Origin of the sequence: Vagococcus fluvialis (assembly GCF_048815235.1) — a bacterium.
Classification (GTDB): Bacteria; Bacillota; Bacilli; order Lactobacillales; family Vagococcaceae; genus Vagococcus.
Map to the genome: position 1 here is coordinate 26,255 of NZ_JBMEAO010000021.1, position 25,689 is coordinate 51,943.

Below are 25,689 nucleotides of genomic sequence, written 5' to 3' on the forward strand. Positions count from 1 at the left end.
TCGACAGACTAGTCGACCTCTCATTTTTTATTATTTTTCAAATAAGCCATTTTTAGTTAATTCATAAACTTGTTTGTTAGTGAGAGAATCAATGAATTTACGATCATGAGAAATAGCGATAATAGTCCCTTGGTAGTGACTTAGAGCGTCGTAGAAGACTTGGTTCGTTAAAGGGCTAAGATTACGTGTTGGCTCATCTAAGACTAAAATATCATTTTCTTCTAACATCAATTTAACCAGTAAAACTTTTGCCTGTTGTCCGCCACTTAGTTCATTCATAGGATGAATCATTTCTTCACGAGTAAAGTTAAGGTTAGCTAACAAGGTTCTAATGCGTTGCTCTTGATTGTCTTTAGTTGTGTTAAGTAAAGTGATAACATCCAATGTGGTGTCCATAACTTCTTCGTATTTTTGTGGCATATAACCAACGTGATAATTAACTTTATCATTTAGCATAGGATATAGTTTAGTTAAAAGTGTAGATTTTCCAATACCATTTTCACCAGTAATAATAATTTTATCTTCTGTAAAAAGTGGTAGATGAATATTTTCAGCTAATAGTCCTTTATCATTGCGTAATTCATCTAGTTCCAAATCAACAATTAATTGTCTTTTCTTAGGTGAATTAACAGGTGCAAAGAAAAAAGTTGGTTCTTCATCAATTGTTCTTAAATCCATCACTTGTTCTTTTTGTTGCACTAATTTTTCTTTTTGTTGTTTCAGAGCTTTTATTTTCTTTTGTAATCTAGGATCAGCTCGGGCAACTTGTGTGTGCTGATGTTCTGCTTTATTCCAAACTTGTTGAAGTTTATCCTCTTGTTTTTTCAGTGCTCTATTTTCATTTTTGACTAATTGATTATGCGTGTTGATACCTTTGATTCTCTTTTCTCGGTAGGTAAAAAAGTCATCAAATGAGATAGTATGAAGTGGTACTTGGTTTCTTTTAGTTAATTCTAAATGTAAAAGTGTGTTGGCTATTTTTTGAATAAAAGCTTCATCATGAGAAACAAAGATAACAGGAATAGATAAGTTTAATAAAAAATCCTCTAACCACTGAATACCGGCAATATCTAAATTATTAGTCGGCTCATCTAATAATAACAGGTCTGGATTTTTAGCAAGAGTCGCTAAAATTTGATATTTTAATTGTTCGCCACCTGAAAGCTCCTTATAAAGTTGTTCACTATATAAATTATCTATTTGAAAGGCAGCCATAGCGTTAGTTAGTATCTCATCCCATTCAACGTTTTCAAATAAATCTGCAACGATTAAATCTTCTTGCTCTTCAACGAGAGATTGATTGAGATAACCAATAGATTGATAGGAGCTCTTGATATCCCCAGAAACATGCAGATAGGGAATCAATTCTTGCTTATTTCGAATGACTTGTAACAGACTTGATTTACCGTTACCTTCCTCACCAATAATCGCTAATTTAGTGGTGTCATTGATAGTCAGAGATAGATTCTCAACTAAATAACGGCCTGTTTTTTCTTCCATTAAAGAAATATTTGTTAATTTCATCATTTTATATCACCTTTTCATAAATTTTTAGGTAGGTTCAACGTCTTCTTCTAACAATTAAGCCAACCTCCTTTCGATTTTTAGCAACAAAAAAAGCACTCCTATAAAGATACAGGAGTGCGAAATAACGTCGTTTTATCAAAAAATAAAACGAAATTTATACAAAAATAGGGTACACGAACTCACCGTTTATTTATTAGAATTAGTCTATTAAATAAAGCAGTGTTCAATTCGGTGTCCCCCTTTACAGTTAGTTTAATAAATGAAGTATAAACCTATCAATTTTAATTGTCAATTTTTTCATAAGTATGATAAACAATATTATTAACAACTTTAGCTGATGTTGCTTTTAGTTTAAGTTGTTTTTTTGTTGTGAAAAGAGGGATTCCAGACCCAAGAACTGTAGGGATGATAGCTAACTGATATCCATCAATTAAGTTGTTTTCCATAAGAGGTTTAACAATACTAGCACCACCAACAATGAACACATTTTTTCCGTCTTGTTTTTTAAGAGTAGTCACCAACTCTATCAAATTTTCATTTGTAAAAGTAATATTTTCAATTGTTTTGTTTCCTTGTGTTGTCATAATGTAGCTTTGACTATCAGCATAAGGGTAATAATCTGGAGATAGGCTAGTAGTTACTTGATCATACGTGGTGCGACCCATGATAACGGTATCAACAGAAGTGTAAAAATCGTCATAAGCTGTGTCTTTATCTGAATCTATTGAATTCTCATAAAGCCAATCAATATTTCCTTGTGTGTCGGCAATAAAGCCGTCCAAACTTGTAGCGATAAATAAAATAATTTTACGAGTCATAAGTTAGTCCTCCTTGTTTATATAATCAGTGTATAATAAAGAAATACTCTTGTTAAGAGACAAAAATTCAAAATGTCTCATTTGGGAAAGGTAGGGATAAAAATAAATGAAACCTGATATATGGAGTGCTTTGTATGAATTATTAAATGAAACAAATAGCTTTTTTAAAGATATTCGGATAAAAGATATTTGTAAAAAAGGAGAATTTCATCGTTCAACTTTTTATCGCCATTTTAAAGATAAATACGACTTGCTAGAATATGGATTAGGAATTCTTTGGAAAGACTATTTTGACACAGAAAAGAAATCAAGAATGACAATACCTTTTCAAACTGCAACAGAGTTTTATGAGTACTCTAAAGGTAGAGAGTTATTTTCTAAGCAGTTAAATGATGAAGTATTCAATGAAGCAGCAACAGCATTTTTGGTTAAACAAATGACAGCAGATATATTAAATGAACTAGAAGTGACAGCAAATAACAAGTTGCCTAAAACATTGTTAGCAGATTTTTTAGTTGAAACAATTATGACTATTGATAATTGGAACAAAAGACAAAATACATCAATAACACCAGAAAAGTTAGATGATTATTATGAACAATTGGTCTCTGGAAGTTTAGGGGAGGATTTTTGGTAAAAACTATCTTTTAATTAATTTTTATCGTAGAATATGATTATCATCCCGTTTTTGTAAGCGGAATTTGAGAGGTTGTGTGGCGTTATGATAGAGTTGTGGGGTAAATTAAAAGCGAATGATGCTATTCGTCGAACACTAGTATTAATTTCAGTATGTCTTATTCTTTATTTAATTCGAAATATACTGAGTTTAATTTTATTAACCTTTATAATGACTTATTTAATTATTAGAGGGGTAGAGGGGATTAATAAAGTAACCAAAATACCTAAAAAAATCGTCACCCTAGCAGTGTATTTAATTATTTTAATCTTCTTGTATTTTGCAATCACAGTATATGTACCGAAAATGTTTATTCAAACTATCAAAATGATTGAGGAAGTATTTGCCTTTTATCAGAAATTAAATACAGATAATAGTTTGTTTGAATGGTTAATGACTAATATTAATTTCAATGATGTCAAACAACAACTAACAACAGGAGCTAAAGTATTATTTAGCACTATTACAAGTATTGGTTCTATGGGGCTGACATTCTTCTTATCATTCTTGTTAAGTTTTTTCTTTATTATCGAGCAAGAGTGGGTAACAAATTTTGCGAGAGCATTTTATAATAGTAAAATTGGCATTTATAGTAGAGATGTAGGTTACTTAGGGAAAAAATTTGTTAATACGTTTGGAGTTGTTATTGAAGCACAGTTTATTATCGCTTTAGTCAATACAAGTTTAACAACTATTGGACTGTTTCTAATGAAGTTTCCACAAGAACAATTATTAAGTTTAGCTTTAATGATATTTATTTTAAGTTTAATTCCAGTAGCAGGCGTAATTATATCTTGTGTCCCGCTTAGTCTAATTGCTTATACAATAGGTGGCGTACAAGATGTTGTGTACGTTTTAATTATGATTACTGTGATTCATGCTATTGAGTCATATGCCTTAAATCCTAAGTTAATGAGCAGTAAAACAGATTTACCTGTATTTTATGTATTCATTATCTTGATGTTCTCAGAGAAATTCTTTGGTATTTGGGGACTTGTTATTGGGATTCCAGTATTCGTATTCCTACTAGATTTATTAGAAGTCAGAGTAGAGCATAAAAAGCCTAGTATACCGGCAATACCAGGTATTGTTGGTCCTAAAGAGAAAAAAGAAGAATAAAAAATAACCTATTGTATCTACTCGATACAATAGGTTATTTTTTTATTCATGAATATTTTTTAATCGAATGTAAGAAATAAGTTCTGAAATACCAGAAATAGCTAATAAAATACCAAACGTTCTAAAGAAGAACAGCGTCGTTGAAGAAGAATTTAGTACTAAGAAAATACCCGTACCAATTAAAAAGACACCGTAGATTAACAATGGTAACCAATTAACATTTACATATTGTTTTAAATCAAATGATTGAATAATACGCATTGAACCGTTAATAATGAAAGCAATCCCCACTAGGATAACAATCATATGGAATAAAGGTTTTGTTAAAAGGAATATCAGTAACGCTGCGATAAAATAAAAAACAGCAATTCCAATAGTTGGGTTGTAGCCATTGACTTTATGTCTGATACCACTAATTAAATTGATAATCCCCATTAAAACGTTATAAGCAATAATAGCGTATAAAACAAGATCAGTTGCTTCTGATGGTTTTAGCATTACGTAAACACCAAGTAAAATAAATGCGATACTTCTGAGTACGGCATACTTTTGTATAGATTTAAAAACAGATGTCATATAAATCATTCCTTCCGAAAATAAAGTATGTATCTTTATCTAAATTTAATCTTAAATAAAGAAAAAATCAAGAGCGAACTCTTGATTTTTACATAGAACCTTTAAAAACATGTTTATTTTTTGCAAAATAATCAACACCAGAGTAAATAGTGAAGATTAAGCATGTGTATAACATGATTTGATCTAATGGGAAATTCATTCCTGCAAAAGGAATATTGTTGATTAGTAATAAAATAATAGCAACCATTTGTGTGGCTGTTTTTATTTTACCAGGCCAAGCAGCAGCCATTACTTCTCCATCTTCCACTAATAATAAACGTAAACCAGTTACAGCAAGTTCACGACAAACGATAATGGCAACAATCCAAGCAGCAGCTTTTCCTTGCTCAACAAGCACAATAAAGGCAGTCATAACAAGCATTTTATCCGCTAAAGGATCGGCAAATTTCCCGAAATTAGTAACAAGATTATGTTTTCTAGCAATTTTTCCATCTAACCAGTCAGTAATACTAGCAATAGCAAAAATAATAGCAGCGACTAATTGACTAACCTCTAAGCTAGTTCCTACAACATCAATTGTTCCCCAGTTTAAAGGTACTAGGGCAACAATCATGAAGATAGGAATCATAAAAATACGTAACACGGTTAATTGATTTGGTAAATTCATTTTAATTTTCTTCCTCTTTCTCTTCGATTGTTTTAGTATCAACAGTTCCTTTTTCTAATGTTATCATTTTTTTGCCTTCAACGGGAGTTTTTTCGTTAAATTTAATTTCTTCTCCGTTAATTGAGATGGTAACATTTTTAGAAGCGCCAACAACAATACTAAAACTCTCTAATTCATCAGGAATGAATGTTTCTAATTCTTCTTGAGGTTGAATCGTGTATTGGTAAAATAATTCTTGGGTGTCAGTTGTTTGTAAGCCAATCCAGGCAGCGTTGTCTAAGCCTTTGAAGGCAATCTTCATTGGTTTTTCCCAATCAGCTACTTTAAAACTAACAAACTCACCATCATCAGATACTAGAGTAATATTATCTTTTGTTTTTTCTTTTTTCTTGTCTTCTTCTTTATCAGTTGATTCCGTTTCTTTGACATTTGTGTCAGAGGTTTTTGTTTGACTTTCTTGAGAGCCTATGACAGTTGTTTTATTCGGAGTAGGAACGATAGGGCCTTTTTCGGCATCCAACATAATAGCCCAAATAATAGTTCCAATAATTGCTCCAACTAATAAAACTAATAAGACAACAGGAACGTATGCAGCAATCATCGATTTTTTAGTGTTTGTTTCATTGTACTTTGATTTACGAGAGCCTTTAACAGGAATACTAAGAGCCGTTGTACTAGATAAATCTTCTTCTTCAGGCTTACCATCAAGGCGTCTTAATAAGGGTCTAGGGTTTAATCCGACCGCTTCAGCAAATTGTCTAATAAAAGTTCTTTTGTAATAGTCACTAGGCATAGCATCAAAGTCATTTTCTTCAATGGCTTCTAAGTAACGTCGTTGTATTTTGGTTATTTTTTGTAAATCACCAATTGTTAATCCTCGTTCAATACGGGCATTTTTCAGTTTTTCCCCAATGGTTTCCAATGTATTGCTCCTTCTTTCTAAATTTTCCATCCACCTGTTACAGGTAAAGTAACGCCAGTTATGTAGCTTGCTTCACTGCTTAGTAAAAAGCATGCCAAACTAGCTATTTCTGCTGGGTCAGCCATTCTATTTAAAGGGATGCTTTCAAGTAGTTCGTTTTTTTCAGGTTCAGTCCAATCTTGATTCATACGTGTATTAACAGCTCCTGGAGCAATGGTGTTTACAGTAATTCCTAAAGAAGCAACTTCTTTAGATAAGGCATTAGCAAATGCAATTTGCCCTCCTTTTAAAGTACTATATAACACTTCCATAGAGCTTCCGACTAATCCATAGATTGAGCTGATAAAAATGATTCGGCCACTTTGACAGTGACTAAGTTTCGATTGGCACTTTTGACAAATTCTCATAGGTGATTTTAAATGTGTATGCCACATATTATCTAGTTCTTGAGAAGAGTGGTCAGTAAACAAATCATATAGAGTATCTCCATGAGCAAAAATAATGCCATCTAGTTGAAAAAGAGAGGTGAAGACAGTATCAACCCCTTCTTCTTGAGATAAATCAGCTTGTATGGCTAAAAATTCTTGATTTGGAAAATCATTTATTAATTGATTGACTAGTGAAGTTATTTTACTTTCGTTTTGATAATAGTGACAATACAAAGAGTAGCCAGCTTCTGCTAATTTAATCGCACAAGCTGTACCAATATCGCCACTAGCACCTGTTATCAGAATAAATTTCATAGTCATCGTTTTTTAGGGTAGATAAAAAAGCGACTAAGTCCTTCTGGTCGAATGAAAGCCTCATGAACAGCAAGTAAGTCTTTTAATTCAATACTATCAATGACTTCAGCCAAGTCAAAGAGTGTTGTATCCCCAAATTTCATACTACTGAATTGATTAGCAATATACTCCAACGAATCAAGTGATTGTAAATGTTTACCCATCATTTTTCGTTTAGCTAAATTTAAGTTCTTTTCAGTTAGTTCAGGACTATCTTTTGATTTTAAGATTAAGTTAATCATTTGATTAGCAAATCTTTCAGGTTCGTTAGTATCTGAACTGAAATCAGCAAAATGGAAACTTCGGTCTAGGGTGAAGTCATATGAAAATGAATCATCGATTAAACCGTCATTATACATCTCTAAATAACTTTCAGAGGTATCCCCGAAAAGAAGTTGTAATAATAGCTGAATACTTGTTTGATATTTCAAACACTCGAAGCCGTCTTCTGGAATCGTATCTAAGCCTTTAAGGCCAATAATAGCTTTCGGTCGATTAATAGATAGCTCGATACTACTTTCTTTGATAATATCTTTAGTTGATTCAACAGGGAACCTACGCTCAATCGGCTGACTTTGGACAAACTTTTTGCTATCTTGGTTATTTTTAATAAAAGTCATTAATGTTTCAGGTTCCATTTTTCCCACAATAAATAAGTTCATATTACTTGGGTGATAGAAAGTGTTGTAGCAAAGATATAGATCTTCGGCCGTAATTTTATCAATACTTTCTTCGGTACCAGCAATATCAATGTGGAGAGGGTGCTTAGGATATAAATTATTTAAAATACCAAAAAACAGACGCCAATTTGGGTCATCTTGATACATTCTAATTTCTTGAGCAATAATTCCTTTTTCTTTATTAACAGATTCCTCTGTAAAATAGGGATCTTGAACAAAATCAATTAAAGTTTCAATATTTTTTAAGGTATTGTCTGTTGAAGAGAAGAGGTAACTTGTACGCGTAAAACTAGTAAAAGCGTTACTAGAAGCTCCTTGTTTACCAAAACGTTGGAAAACATCTTCATCCTCTTTTTCAAAGAGTTTATGCTCTAGAAAATGAGCGATACCATCAGGAACTTGTGTAAATTCATCTTGTCCTAAGGGAATAAATTCATTATCAATAGAGCCGTAATTAGTTGTAAACAGGCCATAAGTTTTATGAAAATCCGGTTTAGGTAAGAGTGTAATCTCTAGTCCATTATCTAAAACCCCAGTATAAATTGTCTCATTAATCGAAGGGTAAAAAATTTTTTTCATCATTGCTCTTTTTCTCCTTCCATAAAGTAGACAGCTTGTAATTTAACGCGTTTAGCAACAGATTTAATATCATCAATTGTGACAGCGTTAATGCGATTAATCCATTCTTCTTGAGAAATATCAGCTTGAGGGGCTTTTATTTTAAGGAATGTTTGTTCTAAAACTGAACGCTGATTATCTAAACTTAATAAAAATTGATTGATTAACATAATTTTTGTTTGTTCTAAGTCTTCTTCAGCAACTTTTCCTGTTGCTAGTTCTTTTAATTGTTCATTAACAAGACGTAAGACTTTTTCTCTATTTTTGCCATCAATTCCTGTTTGCACAGTCAATAAACCTCTGAAAGGTTCGATAGAGCTACTAGCGTAATAAGCTAGGCTATGCTTTTCTCTAACATTTAAAAAGAGCTTAGAGTGAGGAAAGCCACCGAATAAGCCATTAAAAATCATTAGGGCAAAATAAAGCTCATCGTAATAATAAATATCACAATGATAGGCTAAGTTTAATTTAGATTGAACAACTGGTAATTGTTCTGTTTTTTGTTGGATAACATTTTGTAATGGTTGTGTGTAAAACAAAGATTCTTGTTGGTAAGAACGATCCTTAAAACCAAAATCATTAAAACATCTAGCAACATAGCCTTCTGCCACATCACCAATTACCATAATATCAATTTTATCTTGGGCAATCATTTGTCCATAGTAGTTGGCAATAGAGAGTGCAGATTCTCTCTCAATCGCTTCAACCGTACCAAAACTTGGTGTTTTTTGGCTATTTGAGCGAGAGAAAAATAGGTTCTGTAGTGAAAGTGAAGCATGTGTTTGTTTGTCATCAAAAATTGAGTGAATGTACTCAATTAAATTTTCTTTTTCCCTTTCAAATGTCTCTTTTTCAAAGACTCCGTCAATAATGTGAGGTTCAAAAATGACATCTTTTAAAAATGAAACAGCTTCATCTAAAACAGAAATACCATTTGGAACCAGTTGGTCATTAATAATATTCATCCCTAGAGTAAAGTAATGTTCATTTCCATTTCGGCTAACACCTATACCAAAACTGGCCCCATAAAGGTCAGAGAGTTTTTTACTTAAACTTGTTTGGTCAGGGTAATTTAAAGTATTAGTTTCCATTAGACTAGCTAAAAGAGCTCGTTTGCTATTAGTTTCAGTTGATAACGGTGCAGAAAAACGAACTAAAATTCGGACCGTTTTATATTTATTAGTTGGAATAACATGTAAGTTTACATTTTGATTTAATTCATATTTCATAAATCTAATCTCCTTTGTTGATCAGATAGGTATCTTTTATTTTTAAATAAGATACACCCCTTAGAGTACCAAAAATTGAGTCGATTTGATAGGAAAACGCTAGAATTTCAGATAAAAAAATCAAGTTTAAGAAAGAATTAATGAATAGAGAAGGAAATTTTTAAAAATTATTCAATTAAAGGATGTTTAAAGGTATAAAGAGAGTCTAAATAGGAACTTTTTTAAATAGTTATGTATAATAAAAGTATTATTAAAAAGGGGTTGATTTTATGTTAAAAGAATTTAAGGATTTTATTATGCGAGGTAACGTTCTTGATCTAGCAGTCGGGGTTATTATCGGAGGGGCTTTTACAGCAATTGTGACATCACTTACAACCAATTTGATTACACCGTTAATTGGTTTAGTTATTAGTTTTATTTTCCCTGGCTCAACAGATGTAGATGATGTGACAAAGAATTTGTCTTTTAGTCTTAATGGAGTCGTTTTTAATTATGGTTTAGTTATTTCAGCAGTTATTACTTTCTTGATTACCGCATTTGTTTTATTTATGATTATTAAAGCTGTTAATAACGCTAATAGAATTGTTCCTAAAAAAGGGGAAGAAGTAGAAGAAGAACCAGTCATTGAGTTACCAGAAACACAAGAAGAGATTCTAAAAGATATTCGCCAATTATTAGTTGAGCAAAATAAAAAACCATCTGACGAGTAATCAGATGGTTTTTTTATTATTTTTTAGACTCAAAAAGAGGACTAACTGGTTTGTTTTCGTGGATACGTTTAATAGCATCTCCCATTAATTCGCCAACACTAACAATCTCGATTTTGTCTGAATGTTTATCTTCAGGTAAAAGGATAGAGTCTGTGATGATTAATTTTTCAATTGAAGAGTTATCAATACGCTCAATTGCAGGTCCTGATAAAACTGGGTGAGTACAACAAGCAACAACTTCTGTAGCTCCTTTTTCTTTAAGAGCTTCAGCTGCTAATGTAATCGTACCAGCAGTATCAATCATGTCATCGATTAAGACACATTTTTTACCTTTAACTTCCCCAATAATGTTCATTACTTCAGCAACGTTTGCTTTTGGACGGCGTTTGTCAATAATAGCAATCGGTGATTTTAAGATTTCAGCTAATTTACGAGCACGTGTTACACCACCGTGATCTGGAGAAACAACAACAACATCGTCTCCTTCGTAGCCATGATCCATAAAGTAATCAGCTAATAAAGGTGCAGCCATTAAATGGTCAACAGGAATATCAAAGAATCCTTGAATTTGAGCTGCATGAAGATCAAGAGCTAAAATACGAGTAGCGCCAGCTTTTTCAAGCATATCTGCTACTAATTTTGATGTAATCGGCTCACGTGAACGAGCTTTACGATCTTGACGAGCGTATCCGTAATAAGGGATAACAACGTTAATTGTTTTCGCACTAGCACGTTTTAACGCGTCAATCATAATTAATAATTCCATTAAGTGGTCGTTAACAGGGTTACTTGTTGATTGGATCAAGTAAACGTGACCACCACGAATACTTTGCTCGATATTGATTTGGATTTCACCGTCGCTGAATTGTTTTACTTCAGACTTTCCTAATTCTACTCCAACAGCATCTGCAATTTTTTGTGCAAGTGGTTTGTTTGAGTTTAATGAAAAGATTTTTAGTCTTGGATCAAAGTAATGATTAGACATGAGGACCTCCGCTTTCTAGTTTTGAACTTGTGATTATACTTCCAACTAAATACTAGTCATTTTTACCGAATAAATCAAGTGATTTGAGCTTATTTTATTCGTTATATGGCATTTTTTTAGCATAACCCTCTAAATTTGATTGTCGCCCGCGAGCAATCCCTAAGGCATCTTCAGGGACATCTTTCGTAATGGTAGAGCCGGCAGCAACAGCTGAGTTACGCCCGATAGTTACAGGTCCCACTAAATTGGTACCGCTGCCGATAAAGGCATGATCTTCAATAATTGTATGGAATTTATTTTTTCCATCATAATTAACAAAAACAGTACCACAACCAACATTAATATCTTTTCCTAACGTTGCATCTCCCACATAAGTTAAATGTCCAACTTTTGAACCTTCTCCAATGATGGCTTTTTTAATTTCAACAAAGTTACCAATATGAGCATTTTCTAAAATTTCAGCATTTGGTCTTAAATGAGCGTAAGGTCCAACATCTGCTCCATCTTTTACGATAGCCTGATTTAAAGTAGAAGACTTGATAATAACATTGTTACCAATTTGACTGTCTCTAATGTCAGAATTAGCACTAATAAAACAATTATCGCCAATAGTTGTTTTTCCACGTAAAACAACTCCAGGTTCAATAGTTGTATCTTGTCCAATGACAACATCACTTTCGATGTAAGTTGTGCTAGGATCAACAAAAGTTACCCCATTGCGCATGTGTTGTTCGTTAATACGTGCAGTCATTAGTTGGCTAGCTTTAGCTAAAGCAACACGGTCATTAATTCCCATTGATTCTTCTTCTGAATCCATTACATAAGCAGTTACAATTTCACCTTGTTGTTTTAAAATACTGATAACATCAGGTAAATAGTATTCACCTTGTGCATTATCATTCCCCACTTGTTTTAATGATTCAAATAAAAATTTATTATCAAAACAATAAGTACCAGTGTTAAATTCTTTGATTGTAAGTTCTGTTTCAGAAGCATCTTTGTGTTCAACAATTTTTTCAACTAAGCCAGATTCATTTCTAACGATTCGGCCGTAACCAGAAGCGTCATGAGCAATAGCTGATAAAATAGTTGCTTTAGCTCCTGTTTCTTCGTGATGATTCATTAGTTCAGAAAGGGTGTCAGCAGTTAGAAGGGGAGTATCTCCACAAATAACTAAAGTAGTACCTGTTTTATCTTGTAATAAATCAGAAGTTGCTAAAACAGCGTGTCCTGTACCAAGTTGTTCTGTTTGAAGGGCATACTTTGAACGCTCACCTAATTGTTCTTTGACCATTTCTGCACCAAAGCCAACAATTGTCACAATGTCATTAACATTGATTGCTTCAACTTGTTCGATGACATGTTCCACCATAGGTTTTCCTGCTACTGGATGAAGTACTTTATATAAAGATGATTTCATACGTGAGCCTTTACCTGCGGCTAAAATAATTGCGTAACGATTTTTCATTATCTATTTCCACTCCTTAAAGGTGTCTGAGGTTTCGATTCATTGTAACAAAAAAAGAGCTATTGTATCAAGCTCTTTCCATTGTTTATAAGACTATACCAATTTATGGTTGTTCGGGTTCAAAATAGTTTCCAGGAACTACAGTGATATTTTTTGTTCTCGTATCAACATCTTTAACACAAAGTAAAGATGTATAATCGTCAATCATGCGACGACCACTAAAAGTTGATTCAGCAAAAACAGTTACGCCGACTAATTCAGCCTCAAATTCTTCAATCAAAGCTTTCATACCATTAACTGTTCCGCCACCTTTCATGAAATCATCCACAACTAAAACACGAGAACCACGTTTTAAGCTACGTTTAGATAATTCCATTTTTTCAATTCGTTCAGAACTTCCTGACACGTAATTAACACTAACTGTTGAACCTTCTGTAATTTTTGAGTCGCGACGAACAATTACAAATGGTACGTTAAGGTAGTAAGAGACAGCTTGAGCAATTGGCACACCTTTTGTGGCAACTGTCATGACAGCATCAATTTCTTTTCCCACATATTGGGAAGAAATAATTTGACCAATTTGTTTTAATAGCTGAGGGTCACCTAATAAATCTGATAGGTAAACATAGCCACCAGGTAATAAACGATCCTGTTCAGATAAACGCTCACATAACTCGTTAACCATTAATCTTGCTGATTCAAATGGAATTTCAGGTGTGAAAATTACGCCACCAGCAGCACCAGCCATGGTTTCAAGAGTTCCGAAACCTCGATCTTTAAAAGTTTTTTTAATAATAGTTAAGTCTTCACTAATAGATGATTTAGCTGATTCATAGCGATTCACAAAATAAGTTAAAGGAGTGAGCTTGTGGGGGTTATTTAAAATATAAGCAGTCATATCAATTAAACGTTCACTTCTTTTTATCTTCATACGTTATAACTCCTTTTTAATAATTAAAGTAATACAGACTATTATAGTATGTTTTAGGTTAAAAACAAAGTATTTTTGAAAAAAAAATAAAAATGTTCGCAAATAAAAGAAGAAAAAGAAAGTTTATCCCTTTCTTTTTCTTCTTTTTTTAACAGATTCAATTAAATTAACTATTATAAATAAGAAAATAAATATAAGTGTAATAGTTGCTCCAGGTGGGGTGTCTAATTGATAAGAACCTATTAATCCAGAAATCATTCCAATAAAGCCAACTATAATACTAATAAAAATAACTTGATTAAAGGTACGCCCGATTTTCATAGAAATGGTTCCTGGTAAAATCATAATCGCTGAAACAAGTAGAGCACCAGCAATAGGAATCATAAGTGTAATGGCAACACCAGTCATAACATTAAATAAAGTCGATAATAGATTAACAGGCAGCCCATCAACATGAGCAGTATCTTCGTCAAAGGTTAACACATACATAGGTCTTCTTAAAAAGGCAAATAAAATAACGATAGCTACCATTAATACCCCTAAGACTTTTACTTGTGCCCAATTGATTGTAATAATAGAACCAAATAAATATTGCTGAATATTCATACTGTTTTCGCCTTTGTTAAGATTCATTAAAACAAGGGCAACAGCTAGTCCACCAGACATTAAAACGGCTGTAGAGACTTCAGAATATGAGCTGTAAAGCTTTCTGATGTACTCAAGAGCAACAGCAGATATAATAACAACCACCAGAGTTGTTATAGTTGGATTCATATTAATAAAAAATCCTAGCGCAATACCGGCTAAAGAAACATGAGATAAAGTATCTGCTAATAAAGATTGTCTTCTTAAGACTAAGAAAACGCCAAGAAGAGGTGCTATAACAGCCATAAAAGAAGCAGCTATTAAAGCTCTTATCATGAATTCATATGAAAACATCTCCATTCAGTGTCCTCCTTTCTAACAAGTTGAATATGACGATCCATATATTCTTTAATATCTTCGTGATCGTGAGTAATCATTAAAATAGCTTTGTTATGAACGTGAGAAGCATGACGTAATAATTTATAAAAATCACGACGAGATTTTTCATCCATTCCAGTAGTGGGTTCATCTAAGATGAATAAATCAGGATCAGAAGCAAAAATTCTAGCAAGACAAATACGTTGTTTTTGCCCACCTGACAATTCACCTACTCGTTTGTGTCGCATTTCCCACATACTAACGGATTTCAGCGCTTTTTCAACGTGTTCATGATCTGTTTTTGATAAGCGTTTAAACCACTTGCCATTAGTAAATCGGCCAGACTGAACTAACTCTAAGACAGTACTTGGAAAGCCAGCATTGAATGAAGCGATTTGTTGAGGGCTATAGCCAATTTTTAAAGGTGAACCATCTGTATTGTGCGTTGCAATAGTTACTTCGCCTTTAGCAGGTTTTAATAAACCTAAAGTATTTCGGATAAGGGTGGATTTAGCCGCACCGTTTTCTCCAGTTAATATAACGAATTCACCAGGATCAACATGATAGGATATATCTTGAAGGACTGGTTCTTCTCCGTAATAGAAACTCAAGTTTTTAACATTTATGTAATTCATTTTAAGAATCCTTTCTTGAGTTATTTTTATATAAAATGTAATCGTTACGTTTTGGACAAGTAGAAGAATAACATGATATATAAAAGAAGGCAAGAAAAAGAACTTCCGATTTTGTGGGAAGTTCTTTTTTAACGATTTAAAGTTCTAACAACATAGACTTCTTGGCAAAAACCTTTTAGTGAGTTCGCAATATGAAGTGCTCTTGAGTGTTTCTCACAAAGAGCAAGGACAGTTGGACCACTACCACTCATAACAGCAGCATCAGCTCCAAAATCAATCATTTTGTCCTTAATCATTTGTACAATCGGAAATTTTGTAGTGGTGTACGCTTCTAGCGAGTTACCTAAGTATTTAGTCATTTCAGCGTAATCATTTTGTTCTATACTCTTTTTTAAAGAAGATATATCGGGATGTGGTAAAGTCTCAACATCAATTTTTGAAAAAACACGAGGTGTAGAGACACTAATCTTTGGCTTGACTAAAACAACCCAACATTGTGGCATGGGTCTATTCAGAGGCATTACAATTTCACCAAGACCAGTTACAAGTGCTGTTTCACCTTTTAGACAAAATGGAATATCGGTTCCTATTGGAATAGCTAATTTTGTCATATCTTCGATGCTAGCATTTAAATTAAATAAGCGATTAATCCCTCTAAATGTAGCTGCAGCATCACTACTACCGCCACCAAGACCTGCAGCAACTGGAATATTCTTTTGAAGTGTCACATGAACACCTTCGTTAAAATCATACTTTTTTTGCATAGCTTCAACAGCTTGAAAAATATTATTTTTACGGTCAGTCGGTAAAAAACCACTATTTGTTTCGATTACAATTTTATTGTCTGGTATTTTTTTGAAACTTAAGCGATCAGCTAAGTCAATACTGGCCATTATCATTTCAAGCTCATGGTAGCCATCTTCTCTTTTATATAATACATCTAGACCTAAATTGATTTTCGCAGGGGCTCGTTCGATGATTTCCATGGGCGTCGTCTCCTTGCTAAAGTGTTATTTCTTTGATTATACATGAAAAAATAGAGTTTTTAAATTGTTGAATGTGTATTTTTATAAGATTGCTCATTCTTATTTTTATTGTCGTATAAAATTTGTTAGGAAAAGAGCGAGTATAACTAAGAAATAAGCTATAATAAAAGAAACAATTTGAAATGAAGACGTTTTTATAGATAGAGGGAGGATAATTTTATGAAAAAAAAGAAATCCATATTAGGAATTTTGATAGCTATAAGTGTTATGTGTTTAATTTTTCCAGTGACAGTTTTCTCCGAAGAAAAGTCGAGTGTTACAGTTAGGGCAATACTACCAAAAAATCAAAAAAATAAAGATGTCATGCATTACGATTTAAAAATGAAGCCGAAAGAAGAACAGACCGTTGAATTGGAATTAACTAACTCATCTAAGGAAGATAAAGAGATACAACTTGAATTAACGAATGCTAAGACAGATAATTTTGGATTAATAGCGTATGAAAATTTAGACTCTAAAAACGAACGCAATGAAACATTAAAGCTAGCTCTAACAGACATAGCGACAGTGCAAGATAAAGTAGTTGTTAAAGGAAATGCTAAAGAAGTCGTTAAAATTAATATCAAAACACCTGATGAAGGGTTTGACGGTGTGGTAGCAGGTGCTGTAAGATCAACTGAAGTTTTAGGAAAAGCAAATGAGAAAGAAGAAAAAGACAACAGTGTTGTTTATACGGTTGCTTTAAATGTTACTGAATCAGATAAAGAGGTTTTAGGGGAATTAGAGTTATTAGAAGTATTTCCTAGTCAAGTAAATGGAAAAAATATGATAAAAGCCAACATTCAAAATAAGGAAGCGCAGTTTATTGAAGAAATTAGTTATGAAGCAAAAGTAACCAAAAAAGGTAATACTGAAACGTTGTATCAAAGTAAAGTTGATAACTATCGTATGGCACCTAATTCTAGTTTTGAACTTGAAACTAGCTTAAAAAACCAAAAATTCAACGAAGGTGAGTATACATATAAATTAGTGGCTGAATCTAAAAGAAGCGGTCAGAAATGGGAGCTAGCAAAAGACTTTAAAATTGATAAAAAAGAAGCAAAAAAATTTAATAAAACGGCTGTTGGTTTGGAAGAAGAAGATAAAACCTATCTTTATGTAATTGGTTTGGGAGGCTTATTATTGTTACTGGCTTTAGTTGCTAGTTTAGTGAGTCAACGAAAAAAGAAAAAGAAAACGAGCAAGCGTAAAAAAGGCAAGTCTCATAAAAAGGGCAGAAAAAGATCATCTAAAAAGAAAAGAACAAAGTGATTAAAAAATCACTCTGTTCTTTTTATTTGCGATACATTTTAAATTCTAAAAAGCGGTCATTATAGACTTCTAAATATTTTGAACCTAAGTCTTCATAAACTTCTAAGTTAGCCATCGTTTCCTCATTTGGATAAAACTGCTCATCTTCGGTGATTTCTTTTGGCAGAATAGCTTTAGCTTTTTTATTTGGTGTTGAGTACCCAATATATTCAGCGTTAGCAGCAGCATTTTCAGGTTCTAACATAAAGTTGATAAAATCATAAGCTCCATCAATATTTTTAGCTGTTTTAGGAATAACGATATTATCAAACCAAAGATTCGAACCTTCTTCAGGAATGACGTAATGAAGATGTTCGTTATTATCTAACATCTCACTTGCTTCTCCAGAAAAAGTCACTGCAGCAGCACTTTCCTCATTAATCATATACATTTTGATTTCATCAGCCACAATGGCTTTGACATTTTTTGTTAAACCAGTTAATTTTTTAGAAACAGCAGCTAGTTCATCATCATTTTTACTGTTTAAGGAATGACCGTCACTGTTTAAAGTTAATCCAATAACTTCACGAGCGCCATCAATTAACATAACATTATTTTTTAACTCAGGAGCCCATAAATCGTCCCAATGTTGCATGTTTTTTTCATCTACAAACTTATCATTATAGATAATACCTAAAGTACCCCAAAAATATGGAATGGAATATTGATTACCTGGATCAAAGTCAATGTCTAAAAATTGAGAATCAATGTTTTCTAATCCCTTTATTTTATTATGGTCTAGTTTTAATAGTAGGTCTTGTTTCATCATTTTTTGAATCATATACTCACTGGGAATAGCGATATCATACGCCGTTCCACCTTGTTCGATTTTAGTAATCATAGCTTCATTGGAATCGAATGTTTCATAAATAACTTTGTAACCATACTCTTTTTCAAATTTTTTAAGGAGGGCTGGGTCAATGTAATCCCCCCAATTATAAATAGTTATGACTTTAGCGCCTGCTTTTCCAGAGCTTTTTTCAAGATTGAAAGCAACAACCGTTAAACCTAGAATAAGAGCGATGATGCCAATGATTAAAGAATTTAATTTTTTCATCATAATCTCCTTTCTATTGTGTCACTTTTTTACGGTGTTTTTTATTAGTTGAATCTTTGCTGATAAAGTAATAACCAATCACAAGAACCATAGAAAATAGGAATAGTAGGGTACTTAAAGCATTGATTTCTAAACTAATTCCTTGTCTTGCACGTGAATAGATTTCCACTGATAGTGTACTAAAGCCGTTACCCGTTACAAAGAAAGTCACAGCAAAATCATCAAGTGAATAAGTAAAAGCCATGAAATACCCTGCAATAATTCCAGGTGTGATGTAAGGCAAGATAACTTGTCTTAACACTTGTAAGTTACTTGCACCAAGGTCTCTAGCTGCATCAATTAAAGAATGATTCATCTCTTGAATTTTAGGTAAAACCATTAACACAACAATCGGGATACTAAAGGCAATATGTGATAAAAGAACAGAGATAAAACCTAATTTAAACCCAAACCATGTTCCTAAAAAGGTAAACAGAATTAAAAAGCTAGCTCCGATGATAACGTCAGGTGAAACCATCAGGACATTGTTTAGACTTAATACAGTATTTCGAATACCACGTTGCTTAGTAAAATGAATCCCCATCGCTCCGAAAGTACCAATAATTGTGGCAATTAAAGCTGATAAGAATGCCAATAGGAAAGTATTAATCACAATTCCAATTAGACGAGCATCTTCAAAAACAGTTTGATAATGTTCTAACGTAAAACCTGTGAAGCTAGTCATATTACCACCAGCATTGAATGAATAGAAAATCAAATAGAAAATTGGCACATAAAGTAAGATGAAAATAAAAATTAGGTAAAGGTTTGACCATTTGAATTTTTTAGTTGTCATTTGGTTTTACCTCCTTTTTTCTTTTCTCTGGTTAAGTACATAATAAAGAACATAGTAATAATTAAGATAACGCCAATAGTAGAACCCATTCCCCAATTTTGAGTGACTAAGAAGTGTTGTTCAATGGCTGTACCTAGTGTAATAACACGGTTTCCTCCAATTAAACGCGTTAACATGAATAAACTTAAAGAAGGAATAAATACCGCTTGAACGCCACTTTTAACCCCATTTAAAGACAACGGGAAAATAACACGTCTAAAAGTCTCAACCCCATTTGCCCCTAAATCACGACTTGCTGAAATAAGAGATGGATTGATTTCTTCAAGTGCATTGAAAATCGGCATAATCATAAATGGTATCTCAATATAAGTTGCAACAAAAATAAAACTAAAATCTGTAAAGAGAATTTGTTGATTACCAATACCAATCATTTCTAAAAAATGATTAATGGTACCATTAACACTAAATATGCCAATGAATGCATAAGCTTTTAATAGTAGGTTAATCCAAGTTGGTAAAATAATAAGCATTAACCATAACTGTTTATGTTTTGTTTTTGTTAATAGATAAGCCGTTGGATAACTAATTAACAACGTAAAAAAAGTAATTAAGAAAGCATAGAAAACTGAGTTGAATGTCATCTTTAAATAAGTACCAGATGTTAAGTATTGTTGATAGTTAGCTAGTGTGAAAGCCCCATTTGTATCAAAGAATGATTGATAAACAATTAATAACACTGGTGCGATAACAAAAAGCAATAACCAAAAAATGTAAGGTATAGTATATAATCTTTTATTTACAGTCATATCTAAGCCCCCTTACTCTTCGTCATAGCTTTCAAGACGAGCATCGAAGTCTTCTTCGGATTCACCAAAACGCATAACATGAATATCTTCAGGTTCAAAGTAAATACCAACTTCTTGGCCCTCTTCAGCGCGACGAGTTGAGTGAACAGTCCATTCGTTACCTTCTTTATCAATACAAAAGATTTCATAATGAACTCCTCTAAATAATAAAGAATCCACAGTTGCAATAAGCTTACCTTTTGAAACAGGAACAATACTTAAATCTTCAGGACGAATCATAATTTCGATAGGTTCATTTTTACGCATACCACCATCAACACACTCAAATGATTTACCAACAAATTCAACTAAGTTATCTTCTAACATGACACCATCAACAATATTACTTTCCCCAATAAAATCAGCTACAAAACGGTTGATTGGCTCATCATAAATATCTCGAGGTGTTCCACTTTGTTCGATATTACCTTGATTTAAGACGAAAATTTCGTCACTCATTGCTAAAGCTTCTTCTTGATCGTGAGTTACAAAAATAAAAGTAATACCAAGACGTTTTTGTAATTCACGTAATTCTGATTGCATAGCAGTTCTTAATTTTAAGTCTAAAGCAGATAAAGGCTCATCAAGTAATAAGATATCCGGTTCATTAACTAAGGCGCGAGCAATTGCAACGCGTTGTCTTTGTCCACCAGACATTTCACCGATTTGTCTTTCTTCAAAACCTGATAGCTGAACCATACGTAAAGCATCTTTTACCTTACGTTCAATTTCGTCTTTATTCATTTTTTTGATTTTCAAACCAAAAGCAACGTTATTAAAGACATTCATATGAGGGAAGAGAGCATAGTCCTGAAAAACAGTGTTTACTTTTCTTTTGTTTGCCGGAACTTGGTTAATCTTTTTGCCATCAAAATAAATATCTCCAGATGTTGGTTCTGAAAAACCTGCAATTAATCTTAATATGGTCGTTTTTCCACAACCAGAAGGTCCTAACAAGGTGTAAAATTTACCTTGTTCAATTTCAAAACTTACCTCTTTTAAAACGACAGTGTCGTCAAATTCTTTTACCACATTATCAAAACGAATAATTGTATTACTCACTAAAGCCACCCCTTTTATAAATATGAATTTGTTGCTACTAAAATTAAACGACTTGTTCCTTCGTAGTCATTTTTTATTTGATGTTTCTTCAAAGCTTGATAGTAAATAGTTTCTCCACTATTAGCGTAGTACTTATCTGCCCCTATTTCAACACATATCCTTCCCTCTAGCACAAAGCCAAATGTATCAGACATAGAAGGTTCAAATTCTTTATACTCTCCATTTTTATCTAAAGAAAGAATAATTGGTTCCATTTCTTTTTCATTAGAATCTGGTACTAACCAATTGATCTCGTATCCTTTTTCTTCTTCATAATAAATAGTATGTTCCTCACTGGTGTAGACAACTTGTTGAACTTGTTCCTTTTCATCGAAAAAAGCTTTCGGTGTGACACCTAACACTTCTAAAATAGAAAAGAAAGTTTCCATTGAGGGGGAACTTAAATTTCTTTCAAGTTGAGAGATGTATCCTTTACTTAAGTCAGTTCGTTCTCCAAGTTCTTCTTGGGTAAGATTCTTTTGAACACGCAAATTTTTGATTTTACTTCCAATATTCATAGATATCCTCGTTTCATAGTTTACATTTACTAAACTTCAAAGCACAAAAGTTTAAAAATACTAAACAAGAAGTTTACTAACAACGGAATTATACAAGAAAGATTAAGAGAATTCAATGATTTTAATCAAAGAAATAATGGAAAATAAGGTATACTTAAATAGATGATAAAATTAAAAGAAAAGAGGGCATTTCATGACAGTCGAAAATTTTAAAGCTTTGGTTGTAGAAGAAGTAAATGAAGAAATTAAAGCAAGTGTAAAAATGTGGCAATTAGCAGATTTATCAGATGGAGAAACGATAATTAGAACGAATTATTCAGGTGTTAACTACAAGGATGCCTTAGCAACAATAAAAAATGGTGGCGTTATCAGAAGTTATCCGATGATTCCAGGAATTGATGCGATTGGTGAGGTAGTGGAGACAACAGCAACTCATTTAAAAGTGGGAGACACAGTTGTGATCACTGGAAAAGGACTAGGTGTTAGTCATACTGGTGGGTTTAGTGAAATCGTAAGAGTTCCTAATGATTGGCCAATTCTTTTACCTAAAACCGTAACACCAAAAGAAGCAGCTATTATTGGAACAGCTGGTGTAACTGCTATTGAATCAATTAATGAGTTAGAAAGAAATGGTTTATCAGATAAAGAAGCACGAATTCTTGTAACTGGAGCAACAGGTGGAGTTGGAAGTATTGGAATTGCTATGCTGAAAAGTTTAGGCTATAAAAATATTACTGCTTTATCACGTAAAAAGAATGAGGAGTTCCTATTAAGTTTAGGCGCTACGAAAGTGATTAGTTTAGATGAATTTATGCCAGAAAAAATCAAACCATTACAAAAGCAAGAGTATGATTTTGTTTTAGATACAGTTGGTGGGGACGTTGTATCAGCTATTTTACCTCAAATTAATTACGGCGGAGCAATCACTTTATGTGGAAATGCTAGTGGAATTAAGCTATCTACAACAGTGTTACCATTTATTTTAAGAGGGATCAAACTATTAGGAGTTGATTCAGTTCAATTGCCTAATGAAAGAAAAGAAGCCATTTGGAATCGAGTGGGAGAAGAGTTAGATAAGAGTTTATTAGAAAAAATTGGTGCCGTTGAAGTATCACTAGATGACATCAATGAAGTTGTTTCTTCTATATTAGAAGGAACTCATTCAGGTAGAACGTTGATTAAACTTTAAAAATTAAATAGAACTAGAGCGAGCTTCAGGTTAAAACCTGAAGCTTTTTTATTTATAGGTGGTTTATTTGTTTGTTTTTTAAAGGGGACATTAAAGAACGTTTGGAAGCTTCAAAGTGTTGATATCAACACTGTATCTTTAAAAGGTGAGTTAAAAAAACATGTTCATTTTTTAAAAATTTTAAAAAATTAAAAAAAGAATAAAAAAAAGACAATTAATACTGTTCTATACTTTTTATGTAGTCACAAAGTTGTTAAGAAAAAGTTATTAATATGGAAACTATCAAATAAATAATTATTAATGTGTATTTCTACTATATTAAAAACTAAAAAAATTAAAAAGTTTATTAAACAACTTAATTAGGGGGAGGAGAAAAGTGCGATATAAAACAAAGTATAGAATAAATTATAAAAGCGTTCTAACTTTAGTGATGTTAGTAATAACATTTGTATGTACAGAGCGAATTGTTCAAGCTTCCGAAGTAGATGTTTCAAATTGGTCAGAATTTACTGAGGCTATAGCCAATCCCGATATTACACAAATCAATGTCATTGAATCATTTGCAAATCCATCACCATCAGCATCTGTAGCAAGTGCAACTGCAGGGACTTTGGATAGAAGCTTAAAGATTAAAGGGATAACTAAAGATGGAAGCAAACCATATATTGATTTTGGTAATACAGCAGCTCGTGTAGCACCAGGAATTACATTAGCAACCAATCCAACTGAAAAATCAATTTTAGAATTAGAAGACATTGAATTTAAAGGTAGTGAATCTGTCTCTAATGCTAACGCACCCAATGCATCTATGATTAAATCTGATGATGCTGCTTTTAATTGGAAAATAAAAATTTCTGGATTTTCTTATAATAAAGGAAATACAAAACGCTTTGTATACGGGCCGACGATAGAAGTTATATTTGATGGTTTGGAGACTATTTTTGATAATGACTACGGAACATCAAGTGCTACTAGTACAGCGGGGATGGCATCTATTGGAACAGACATGAGTCGATTGATTGAAGCGTATGCTGTTAGAGTAACCAATCAAACTAAATTAACAGTAGATACGAGAGATTTATTCTTTTATACAAAATATAATAATGCGACGAATTTAGAAGAGGGGCCTGGTTTCTATGTCCAAAAAGGTTCTACTTTTATTGGAAATAATATTACCGTGCCGATTATTGCTTCAGAAGGTAATTATTTTAAATTATACGTTGAAGGAAATCCTGACAATCCAAGTGATGACTCAATGGCAAGTGAAGCCTACATCTACGGTGAAACTAAAAGAAGAACAGATATGGGTGGAGTAGTGGCTGTAAAAGGAACTAATGCTCATTTTAAAGTAGATAATAAGTCATACTTAAATGTTCATTCAAGATGGTCTGTAGGAATATTAATGCAAAGTCAGTTTGGGATTTTTGATGTCGATAATCAATCTAAATTGGAAGTCGAACAAGATTCTGATAATGGATATACCTTAGGGGCAGCTATGCGTTTTCGTTGGGAAGGTGACATGACCTTTAATATTAAAGGTCAATCACAATTGAATATTATCAAAAAAGACATTGATGCTAATGGTAATCCAGCAACTGCCAATAGAGCGGGTGCGGTAAGAATGTATCAAACTGGAAATAAAATTAATGTGACAGAAGGTTCTCAATATTATATAGAGTCAGATTCAAATGAAACAATTATTGATTTTGATGGAAATGATGCTCAGTTCAATTTACTTGATGAAAATTCTAGGGTGGTTATGAAATCTAAGCGTTCAGGTGGTATGTCAGGAAGTAGAGCACATATTGTAGCAGGACCAGGAACTGAGTTTCAAGTAACTGCTGGTGGGACGGGAGCAGCGTTTGGTTTAGCGGCAGGTTCAATTTTAGAATTTGATAACATGCTTTATTATGATTTTACTCAAACTAATAAACGTGCTGTGATGGGGACAGCTAATTCAACTTTACATTCAATTAATTCAGATACGAGTATTTGGAATACAGCAAGTCGAATAGATGGTAATCCAGATAAAGCCTGGACTTTGGTTAACTTTGGAGCAAGTGGTGGATATATGGGAACTTTAGGAGATACATTCACTGTGAAGTTATTACCAGATAAACTTGGGCAAACATTTACTACTGATCCAGATGTTAAAAGCTTTTTAACAAAAGCTCCTACAAGAATTAGAGATTTATCACGGATAAGTGGAAATAATGCAAAACCAATTGTAGATGAATTAAGAATTCCAACTAATGCTGATAGATATATTTTTGGACATGTATCTGTCCCAGAAGGTGTTGTGGATCAAAGAGATGCCTGGACAGATGAAGCAACAGTTAAAGTGAAAGTTACAAAAGTTAATGGGGATACATATGACCTGAATAATTCATACTTTTAATTAAAACCATGTGAAACTGCCTCACGGCAGCTTACAATTACTTTTTCATCTTCACCCGTTAAGTGATGAAAAAAGAACCCCTTTCTGCTATGGTTAAAGTGACT

Annotated in this window: 25 protein-coding genes; 6 read left to right on the forward strand and 19 right to left on the reverse strand. The window is 32.8% G+C overall.

Going from position 1 to position 25,689, the window contains the following annotated elements; translation table 11 throughout:
• Window positions 1-30: 30 nt before the first annotated feature.
• Both ACODH8_RS12730 and ACODH8_RS12735 read right to left on the reverse strand, forming a co-directional pair.
• A complete protein-coding gene (locus tag ACODH8_RS12730; RefSeq protein ID WP_332466693.1) occupies window positions 31-1,527 on the reverse strand; it encodes an ATP-binding cassette domain-containing protein in 1,497 nt (498 codons plus the stop codon).
• 281 nt (window positions 1,528-1,808) lie between these two features.
• Window positions 1,809-2,345: a dihydrofolate reductase family protein gene (locus ACODH8_RS12735; protein WP_332466692.1), complete on the reverse strand. Its 537-nt coding sequence runs from the start codon at window positions 2,343-2,345 to the stop codon at window positions 1,809-1,811.
• A gap of 106 nt (window positions 2,346-2,451) precedes the next feature.
• On the opposite strand from ACODH8_RS12735, the gene ACODH8_RS12740 reads away from it, so the two are divergent.
• Window positions 2,452-2,982 carry a hypothetical protein gene (locus ACODH8_RS12740; protein WP_332466691.1) on the forward strand — a complete coding sequence of 177 codons (531 nt, stop codon included), beginning with the start codon at window positions 2,452-2,454 and terminating at the stop codon, window positions 2,980-2,982.
• Between the two features lie 84 nt (window positions 2,983-3,066).
• Window positions 3,067-4,140, forward strand: a complete 1,074-nt coding sequence (locus ACODH8_RS12745) for an AI-2E family transporter (RefSeq protein ID WP_332466690.1) — start codon at window positions 3,067-3,069, stop codon at window positions 4,138-4,140.
• A gap of 42 nt (window positions 4,141-4,182) precedes the next feature.
• On the opposite strand, the gene ACODH8_RS12750 is transcribed toward ACODH8_RS12745, so the two are convergent.
• The 6 genes from ACODH8_RS12750 to yfmF form a co-directional block, all read right to left on the reverse strand.
• Window positions 4,183-4,716: an HdeD family acid-resistance protein gene (locus ACODH8_RS12750; RefSeq protein ID WP_332466689.1), complete on the reverse strand. Its 534-nt coding sequence runs from the start codon at window positions 4,714-4,716 to the stop codon at window positions 4,183-4,185.
• An 88-nt stretch (window positions 4,717-4,804) separates the two neighbouring features.
• Window positions 4,805-5,383: a CDP-diacylglycerol--glycerol-3-phosphate 3-phosphatidyltransferase gene (gene pgsA / locus ACODH8_RS12755; RefSeq protein WP_332466688.1), complete on the reverse strand. Its 579-nt coding sequence runs from the start codon at window positions 5,381-5,383 to the stop codon at window positions 4,805-4,807.
• Window position 5,384: 1 nt separating this feature from the next.
• A complete protein-coding gene (locus ACODH8_RS12760; protein ID WP_332466687.1) occupies window positions 5,385-6,305 on the reverse strand; it encodes a helix-turn-helix domain-containing protein in 921 nt (306 codons plus the stop codon).
• 17 nt (window positions 6,306-6,322) lie between these two features.
• Window positions 6,323-7,048: an elongation factor P 5-aminopentanone reductase gene (gene ymfI, locus ACODH8_RS12765; RefSeq protein ID WP_332466686.1), complete on the reverse strand. Its 726-nt coding sequence runs from the start codon at window positions 7,046-7,048 to the stop codon at window positions 6,323-6,325.
• 2 nt (window positions 7,049-7,050) lie between these two features.
• Window positions 7,051-8,346: an EF-P 5-aminopentanol modification-associated protein YfmH gene (yfmH, locus tag ACODH8_RS12770; RefSeq protein ID WP_420517758.1), complete on the reverse strand. Its 1,296-nt coding sequence runs from the start codon at window positions 8,344-8,346 to the stop codon at window positions 7,051-7,053.
• Complete coding sequence (gene yfmF / locus ACODH8_RS12775; RefSeq protein ID WP_332466684.1) at window positions 8,346-9,614, reverse strand: EF-P 5-aminopentanol modification-associated protein YfmF; 1,269 nt, start codon at window positions 9,612-9,614, stop codon at window positions 8,346-8,348. Before yfmF ends, yfmH begins: the two co-directional genes overlap by 1 nt.
• A gap of 269 nt (window positions 9,615-9,883) precedes the next feature.
• Here yfmF and mscL point away from each other — a divergent pair, with 269 nt between their 5' ends.
• Window positions 9,884-10,324 (forward strand): large conductance mechanosensitive channel protein MscL, encoded by a 441-nt coding sequence (gene mscL, locus ACODH8_RS12780; protein WP_332466683.1) that lies wholly within the window; start codon window positions 9,884-9,886, stop codon window positions 10,322-10,324.
• Between the two features lie 16 nt (window positions 10,325-10,340).
• Here mscL and ACODH8_RS12785 read toward each other — a convergent pair whose 3' ends face one another.
• The 6 genes from ACODH8_RS12785 to ispE form a co-directional block, all read right to left on the reverse strand.
• Window positions 10,341-11,309, reverse strand: a complete 969-nt coding sequence (locus ACODH8_RS12785; protein ID WP_332466682.1) for a ribose-phosphate diphosphokinase — start codon at window positions 11,307-11,309, stop codon at window positions 10,341-10,343.
• Window positions 11,310-11,403: 94 nt separating this feature from the next.
• Entirely contained in the window at window positions 11,404-12,777 is a 1,374-nt protein-coding gene (gene glmU, locus ACODH8_RS12790; RefSeq protein ID WP_332466681.1) for a bifunctional UDP-N-acetylglucosamine diphosphorylase/glucosamine-1-phosphate N-acetyltransferase GlmU, read from the reverse strand.
• 103 nt (window positions 12,778-12,880) lie between these two features.
• Window positions 12,881-13,708, reverse strand: a complete 828-nt coding sequence (gene purR, locus ACODH8_RS12795) for a pur operon repressor (protein ID WP_332466680.1) — start codon at window positions 13,706-13,708, stop codon at window positions 12,881-12,883.
• Window positions 13,709-13,831: 123 nt separating this feature from the next.
• The gene (locus ACODH8_RS12800) at window positions 13,832-14,653 is read right to left on the reverse strand and encodes a metal ABC transporter permease (protein ID WP_332466679.1); all 822 of its coding nucleotides are present in this window, start codon (window positions 14,651-14,653) and stop codon (window positions 13,832-13,834) included.
• Window positions 14,626-15,306: a metal ABC transporter ATP-binding protein gene (locus ACODH8_RS12805; RefSeq protein WP_332466678.1), complete on the reverse strand. Its 681-nt coding sequence runs from the start codon at window positions 15,304-15,306 to the stop codon at window positions 14,626-14,628. Before ACODH8_RS12805 ends, ACODH8_RS12800 begins: the two co-directional genes overlap by 28 nt.
• 128 nt (window positions 15,307-15,434) lie before the next feature.
• Window positions 15,435-16,292 carry a 4-(cytidine 5'-diphospho)-2-C-methyl-D-erythritol kinase gene (gene ispE / locus ACODH8_RS12810; RefSeq protein ID WP_332466677.1) on the reverse strand — a complete coding sequence of 286 codons (858 nt, stop codon included), beginning with the start codon at window positions 16,290-16,292 and terminating at the stop codon, window positions 15,435-15,437.
• A 219-nt stretch (window positions 16,293-16,511) separates the two neighbouring features.
• Between ispE and ACODH8_RS12815 the strand changes: the two genes are divergently transcribed.
• Window positions 16,512-17,603: a DUF916 and DUF3324 domain-containing protein gene (locus tag ACODH8_RS12815; RefSeq protein ID WP_332466676.1), complete on the forward strand. Its 1,092-nt coding sequence runs from the start codon at window positions 16,512-16,514 to the stop codon at window positions 17,601-17,603.
• Window positions 17,604-17,625: 22 nt separating this feature from the next.
• On the opposite strand, the gene ACODH8_RS12820 is transcribed toward ACODH8_RS12815, so the two are convergent.
• From ACODH8_RS12820 to ACODH8_RS12840, 5 genes are read right to left on the reverse strand one after another with little or no spacing between them, the layout of a single operon-like run.
• Window positions 17,626-18,699, reverse strand: a complete 1,074-nt coding sequence (locus ACODH8_RS12820) for an ABC transporter substrate-binding protein (RefSeq protein WP_332466675.1) — start codon at window positions 18,697-18,699, stop codon at window positions 17,626-17,628.
• Between the two features lie 13 nt (window positions 18,700-18,712).
• Complete coding sequence (locus tag ACODH8_RS12825) at window positions 18,713-19,534, reverse strand: ABC transporter permease (protein ID WP_332466674.1); 822 nt, start codon at window positions 19,532-19,534, stop codon at window positions 18,713-18,715.
• On the reverse strand, window positions 19,531-20,340 hold the full coding sequence (locus ACODH8_RS12830; protein WP_332466673.1) for an ABC transporter permease: 810 nt from the start codon (window positions 20,338-20,340) through the stop codon (window positions 19,531-19,533). Before ACODH8_RS12830 ends, ACODH8_RS12825 begins: the two co-directional genes overlap by 4 nt.
• A 12-nt stretch (window positions 20,341-20,352) precedes the next feature.
• Window positions 20,353-21,441 carry an ABC transporter ATP-binding protein gene (locus ACODH8_RS12835; protein ID WP_332466672.1) on the reverse strand — a complete coding sequence of 363 codons (1,089 nt, stop codon included), beginning with the start codon at window positions 21,439-21,441 and terminating at the stop codon, window positions 20,353-20,355.
• Between the two features lie 14 nt (window positions 21,442-21,455).
• Window positions 21,456-21,998 carry an XRE family transcriptional regulator gene (locus ACODH8_RS12840; RefSeq protein WP_332466671.1) on the reverse strand — a complete coding sequence of 181 codons (543 nt, stop codon included), beginning with the start codon at window positions 21,996-21,998 and terminating at the stop codon, window positions 21,456-21,458.
• Window positions 21,999-22,191: 193 nt separating this feature from the next.
• Between ACODH8_RS12840 and ACODH8_RS12845 the strand changes: the two genes are divergently transcribed.
• Together ACODH8_RS12845 and ACODH8_RS12850 are read left to right on the forward strand one after the other, a co-directional pair.
• A complete protein-coding gene (locus ACODH8_RS12845) occupies window positions 22,192-23,187 on the forward strand; it encodes a YhdH/YhfP family quinone oxidoreductase (protein ID WP_332466670.1) in 996 nt (331 codons plus the stop codon).
• A 376-nt stretch (window positions 23,188-23,563) separates the two neighbouring features.
• Window positions 23,564-25,585, forward strand: coding sequence for a pectate lyase-like adhesive domain-containing protein (locus ACODH8_RS12850; RefSeq protein ID WP_420517757.1), 2,022 nt, complete (start codon window positions 23,564-23,566; stop codon window positions 25,583-25,585).
• The last annotated feature ends 104 nt before the right edge of the window (window positions 25,586-25,689 follow it).

What these genes read in the sequence shown, in the direction of transcription:
- ACODH8_RS12730 (WP_332466693.1), bottom strand. Translation starts at nt 1,527, where the DNA reads ATGATGAAATTAACAAATATTTCTTTAATGGAAGAAAAAACAGGCCGT.
- ACODH8_RS12735 (WP_332466692.1), bottom strand. Translation starts at nt 2,345, where the DNA reads ATGACTCGTAAAATTATTTTATTTATCGCTACAAGTTTGGACGGCTTT.
- ACODH8_RS12740 (WP_332466691.1), top strand. Translation starts at nt 2,452, where the DNA reads ATGAAACCTGATATATGGAGTGCTTTGTATGAATTATTAAATGAAACA.
- ACODH8_RS12745 (WP_332466690.1), top strand. Translation starts at nt 3,067, where the DNA reads ATGATAGAGTTGTGGGGTAAATTAAAAGCGAATGATGCTATTCGTCGA.
- ACODH8_RS12750 (WP_332466689.1), bottom strand. Translation starts at nt 4,716, where the DNA reads ATGACATCTGTTTTTAAATCTATACAAAAGTATGCCGTACTCAGAAGT.
- pgsA (WP_332466688.1), bottom strand. Translation starts at nt 5,383, where the DNA reads ATGAATTTACCAAATCAATTAACCGTGTTACGTATTTTTATGATTCCT.
- ymfI (WP_332466686.1), bottom strand. Translation starts at nt 7,048, where the DNA reads ATGAAATTTATTCTGATAACAGGTGCTAGTGGCGATATTGGTACAGCT.
- yfmH (WP_420517758.1), bottom strand. Translation starts at nt 8,346, where the DNA reads ATGAAAAAAATTTTTTACCCTTCGATTAATGAGACAATTTATACTGGG.
- yfmF (WP_332466684.1), bottom strand. Translation starts at nt 9,614, where the DNA reads ATGAAATATGAATTAAATCAAAATGTAAACTTACATGTTATTCCAACT.
- mscL (WP_332466683.1), top strand. Translation starts at nt 9,884, where the DNA reads ATGTTAAAAGAATTTAAGGATTTTATTATGCGAGGTAACGTTCTTGAT.
- ACODH8_RS12785 (WP_332466682.1), bottom strand. Translation starts at nt 11,309, where the DNA reads ATGTCTAATCATTACTTTGATCCAAGACTAAAAATCTTTTCATTAAAC.
- glmU (WP_332466681.1), bottom strand. Translation starts at nt 12,777, where the DNA reads ATGAAAAATCGTTACGCAATTATTTTAGCCGCAGGTAAAGGCTCACGT.
- purR (WP_332466680.1), bottom strand. Translation starts at nt 13,708, where the DNA reads ATGAAGATAAAAAGAAGTGAACGTTTAATTGATATGACTGCTTATATT.
- ACODH8_RS12800 (WP_332466679.1), bottom strand. Translation starts at nt 14,653, where the DNA reads ATGGAGATGTTTTCATATGAATTCATGATAAGAGCTTTAATAGCTGCT.
- ACODH8_RS12805 (WP_332466678.1), bottom strand. Translation starts at nt 15,306, where the DNA reads ATGAATTACATAAATGTTAAAAACTTGAGTTTCTATTACGGAGAAGAA.
- ispE (WP_332466677.1), bottom strand. Translation starts at nt 16,292, where the DNA reads ATGGAAATCATCGAACGAGCCCCTGCGAAAATCAATTTAGGTCTAGAT.
- ACODH8_RS12815 (WP_332466676.1), top strand. Translation starts at nt 16,512, where the DNA reads ATGAAAAAAAAGAAATCCATATTAGGAATTTTGATAGCTATAAGTGTT.
- ACODH8_RS12820 (WP_332466675.1), bottom strand. Translation starts at nt 18,699, where the DNA reads ATGAAAAAATTAAATTCTTTAATCATTGGCATCATCGCTCTTATTCTA.
- ACODH8_RS12825 (WP_332466674.1), bottom strand. Translation starts at nt 19,534, where the DNA reads ATGACAACTAAAAAATTCAAATGGTCAAACCTTTACCTAATTTTTATT.
- ACODH8_RS12830 (WP_332466673.1), bottom strand. Translation starts at nt 20,340, where the DNA reads ATGACTGTAAATAAAAGATTATATACTATACCTTACATTTTTTGGTTA.
- ACODH8_RS12840 (WP_332466671.1), bottom strand. Translation starts at nt 21,998, where the DNA reads ATGAATATTGGAAGTAAAATCAAAAATTTGCGTGTTCAAAAGAATCTT.
- ACODH8_RS12845 (WP_332466670.1), top strand. Translation starts at nt 22,192, where the DNA reads ATGACAGTCGAAAATTTTAAAGCTTTGGTTGTAGAAGAAGTAAATGAA.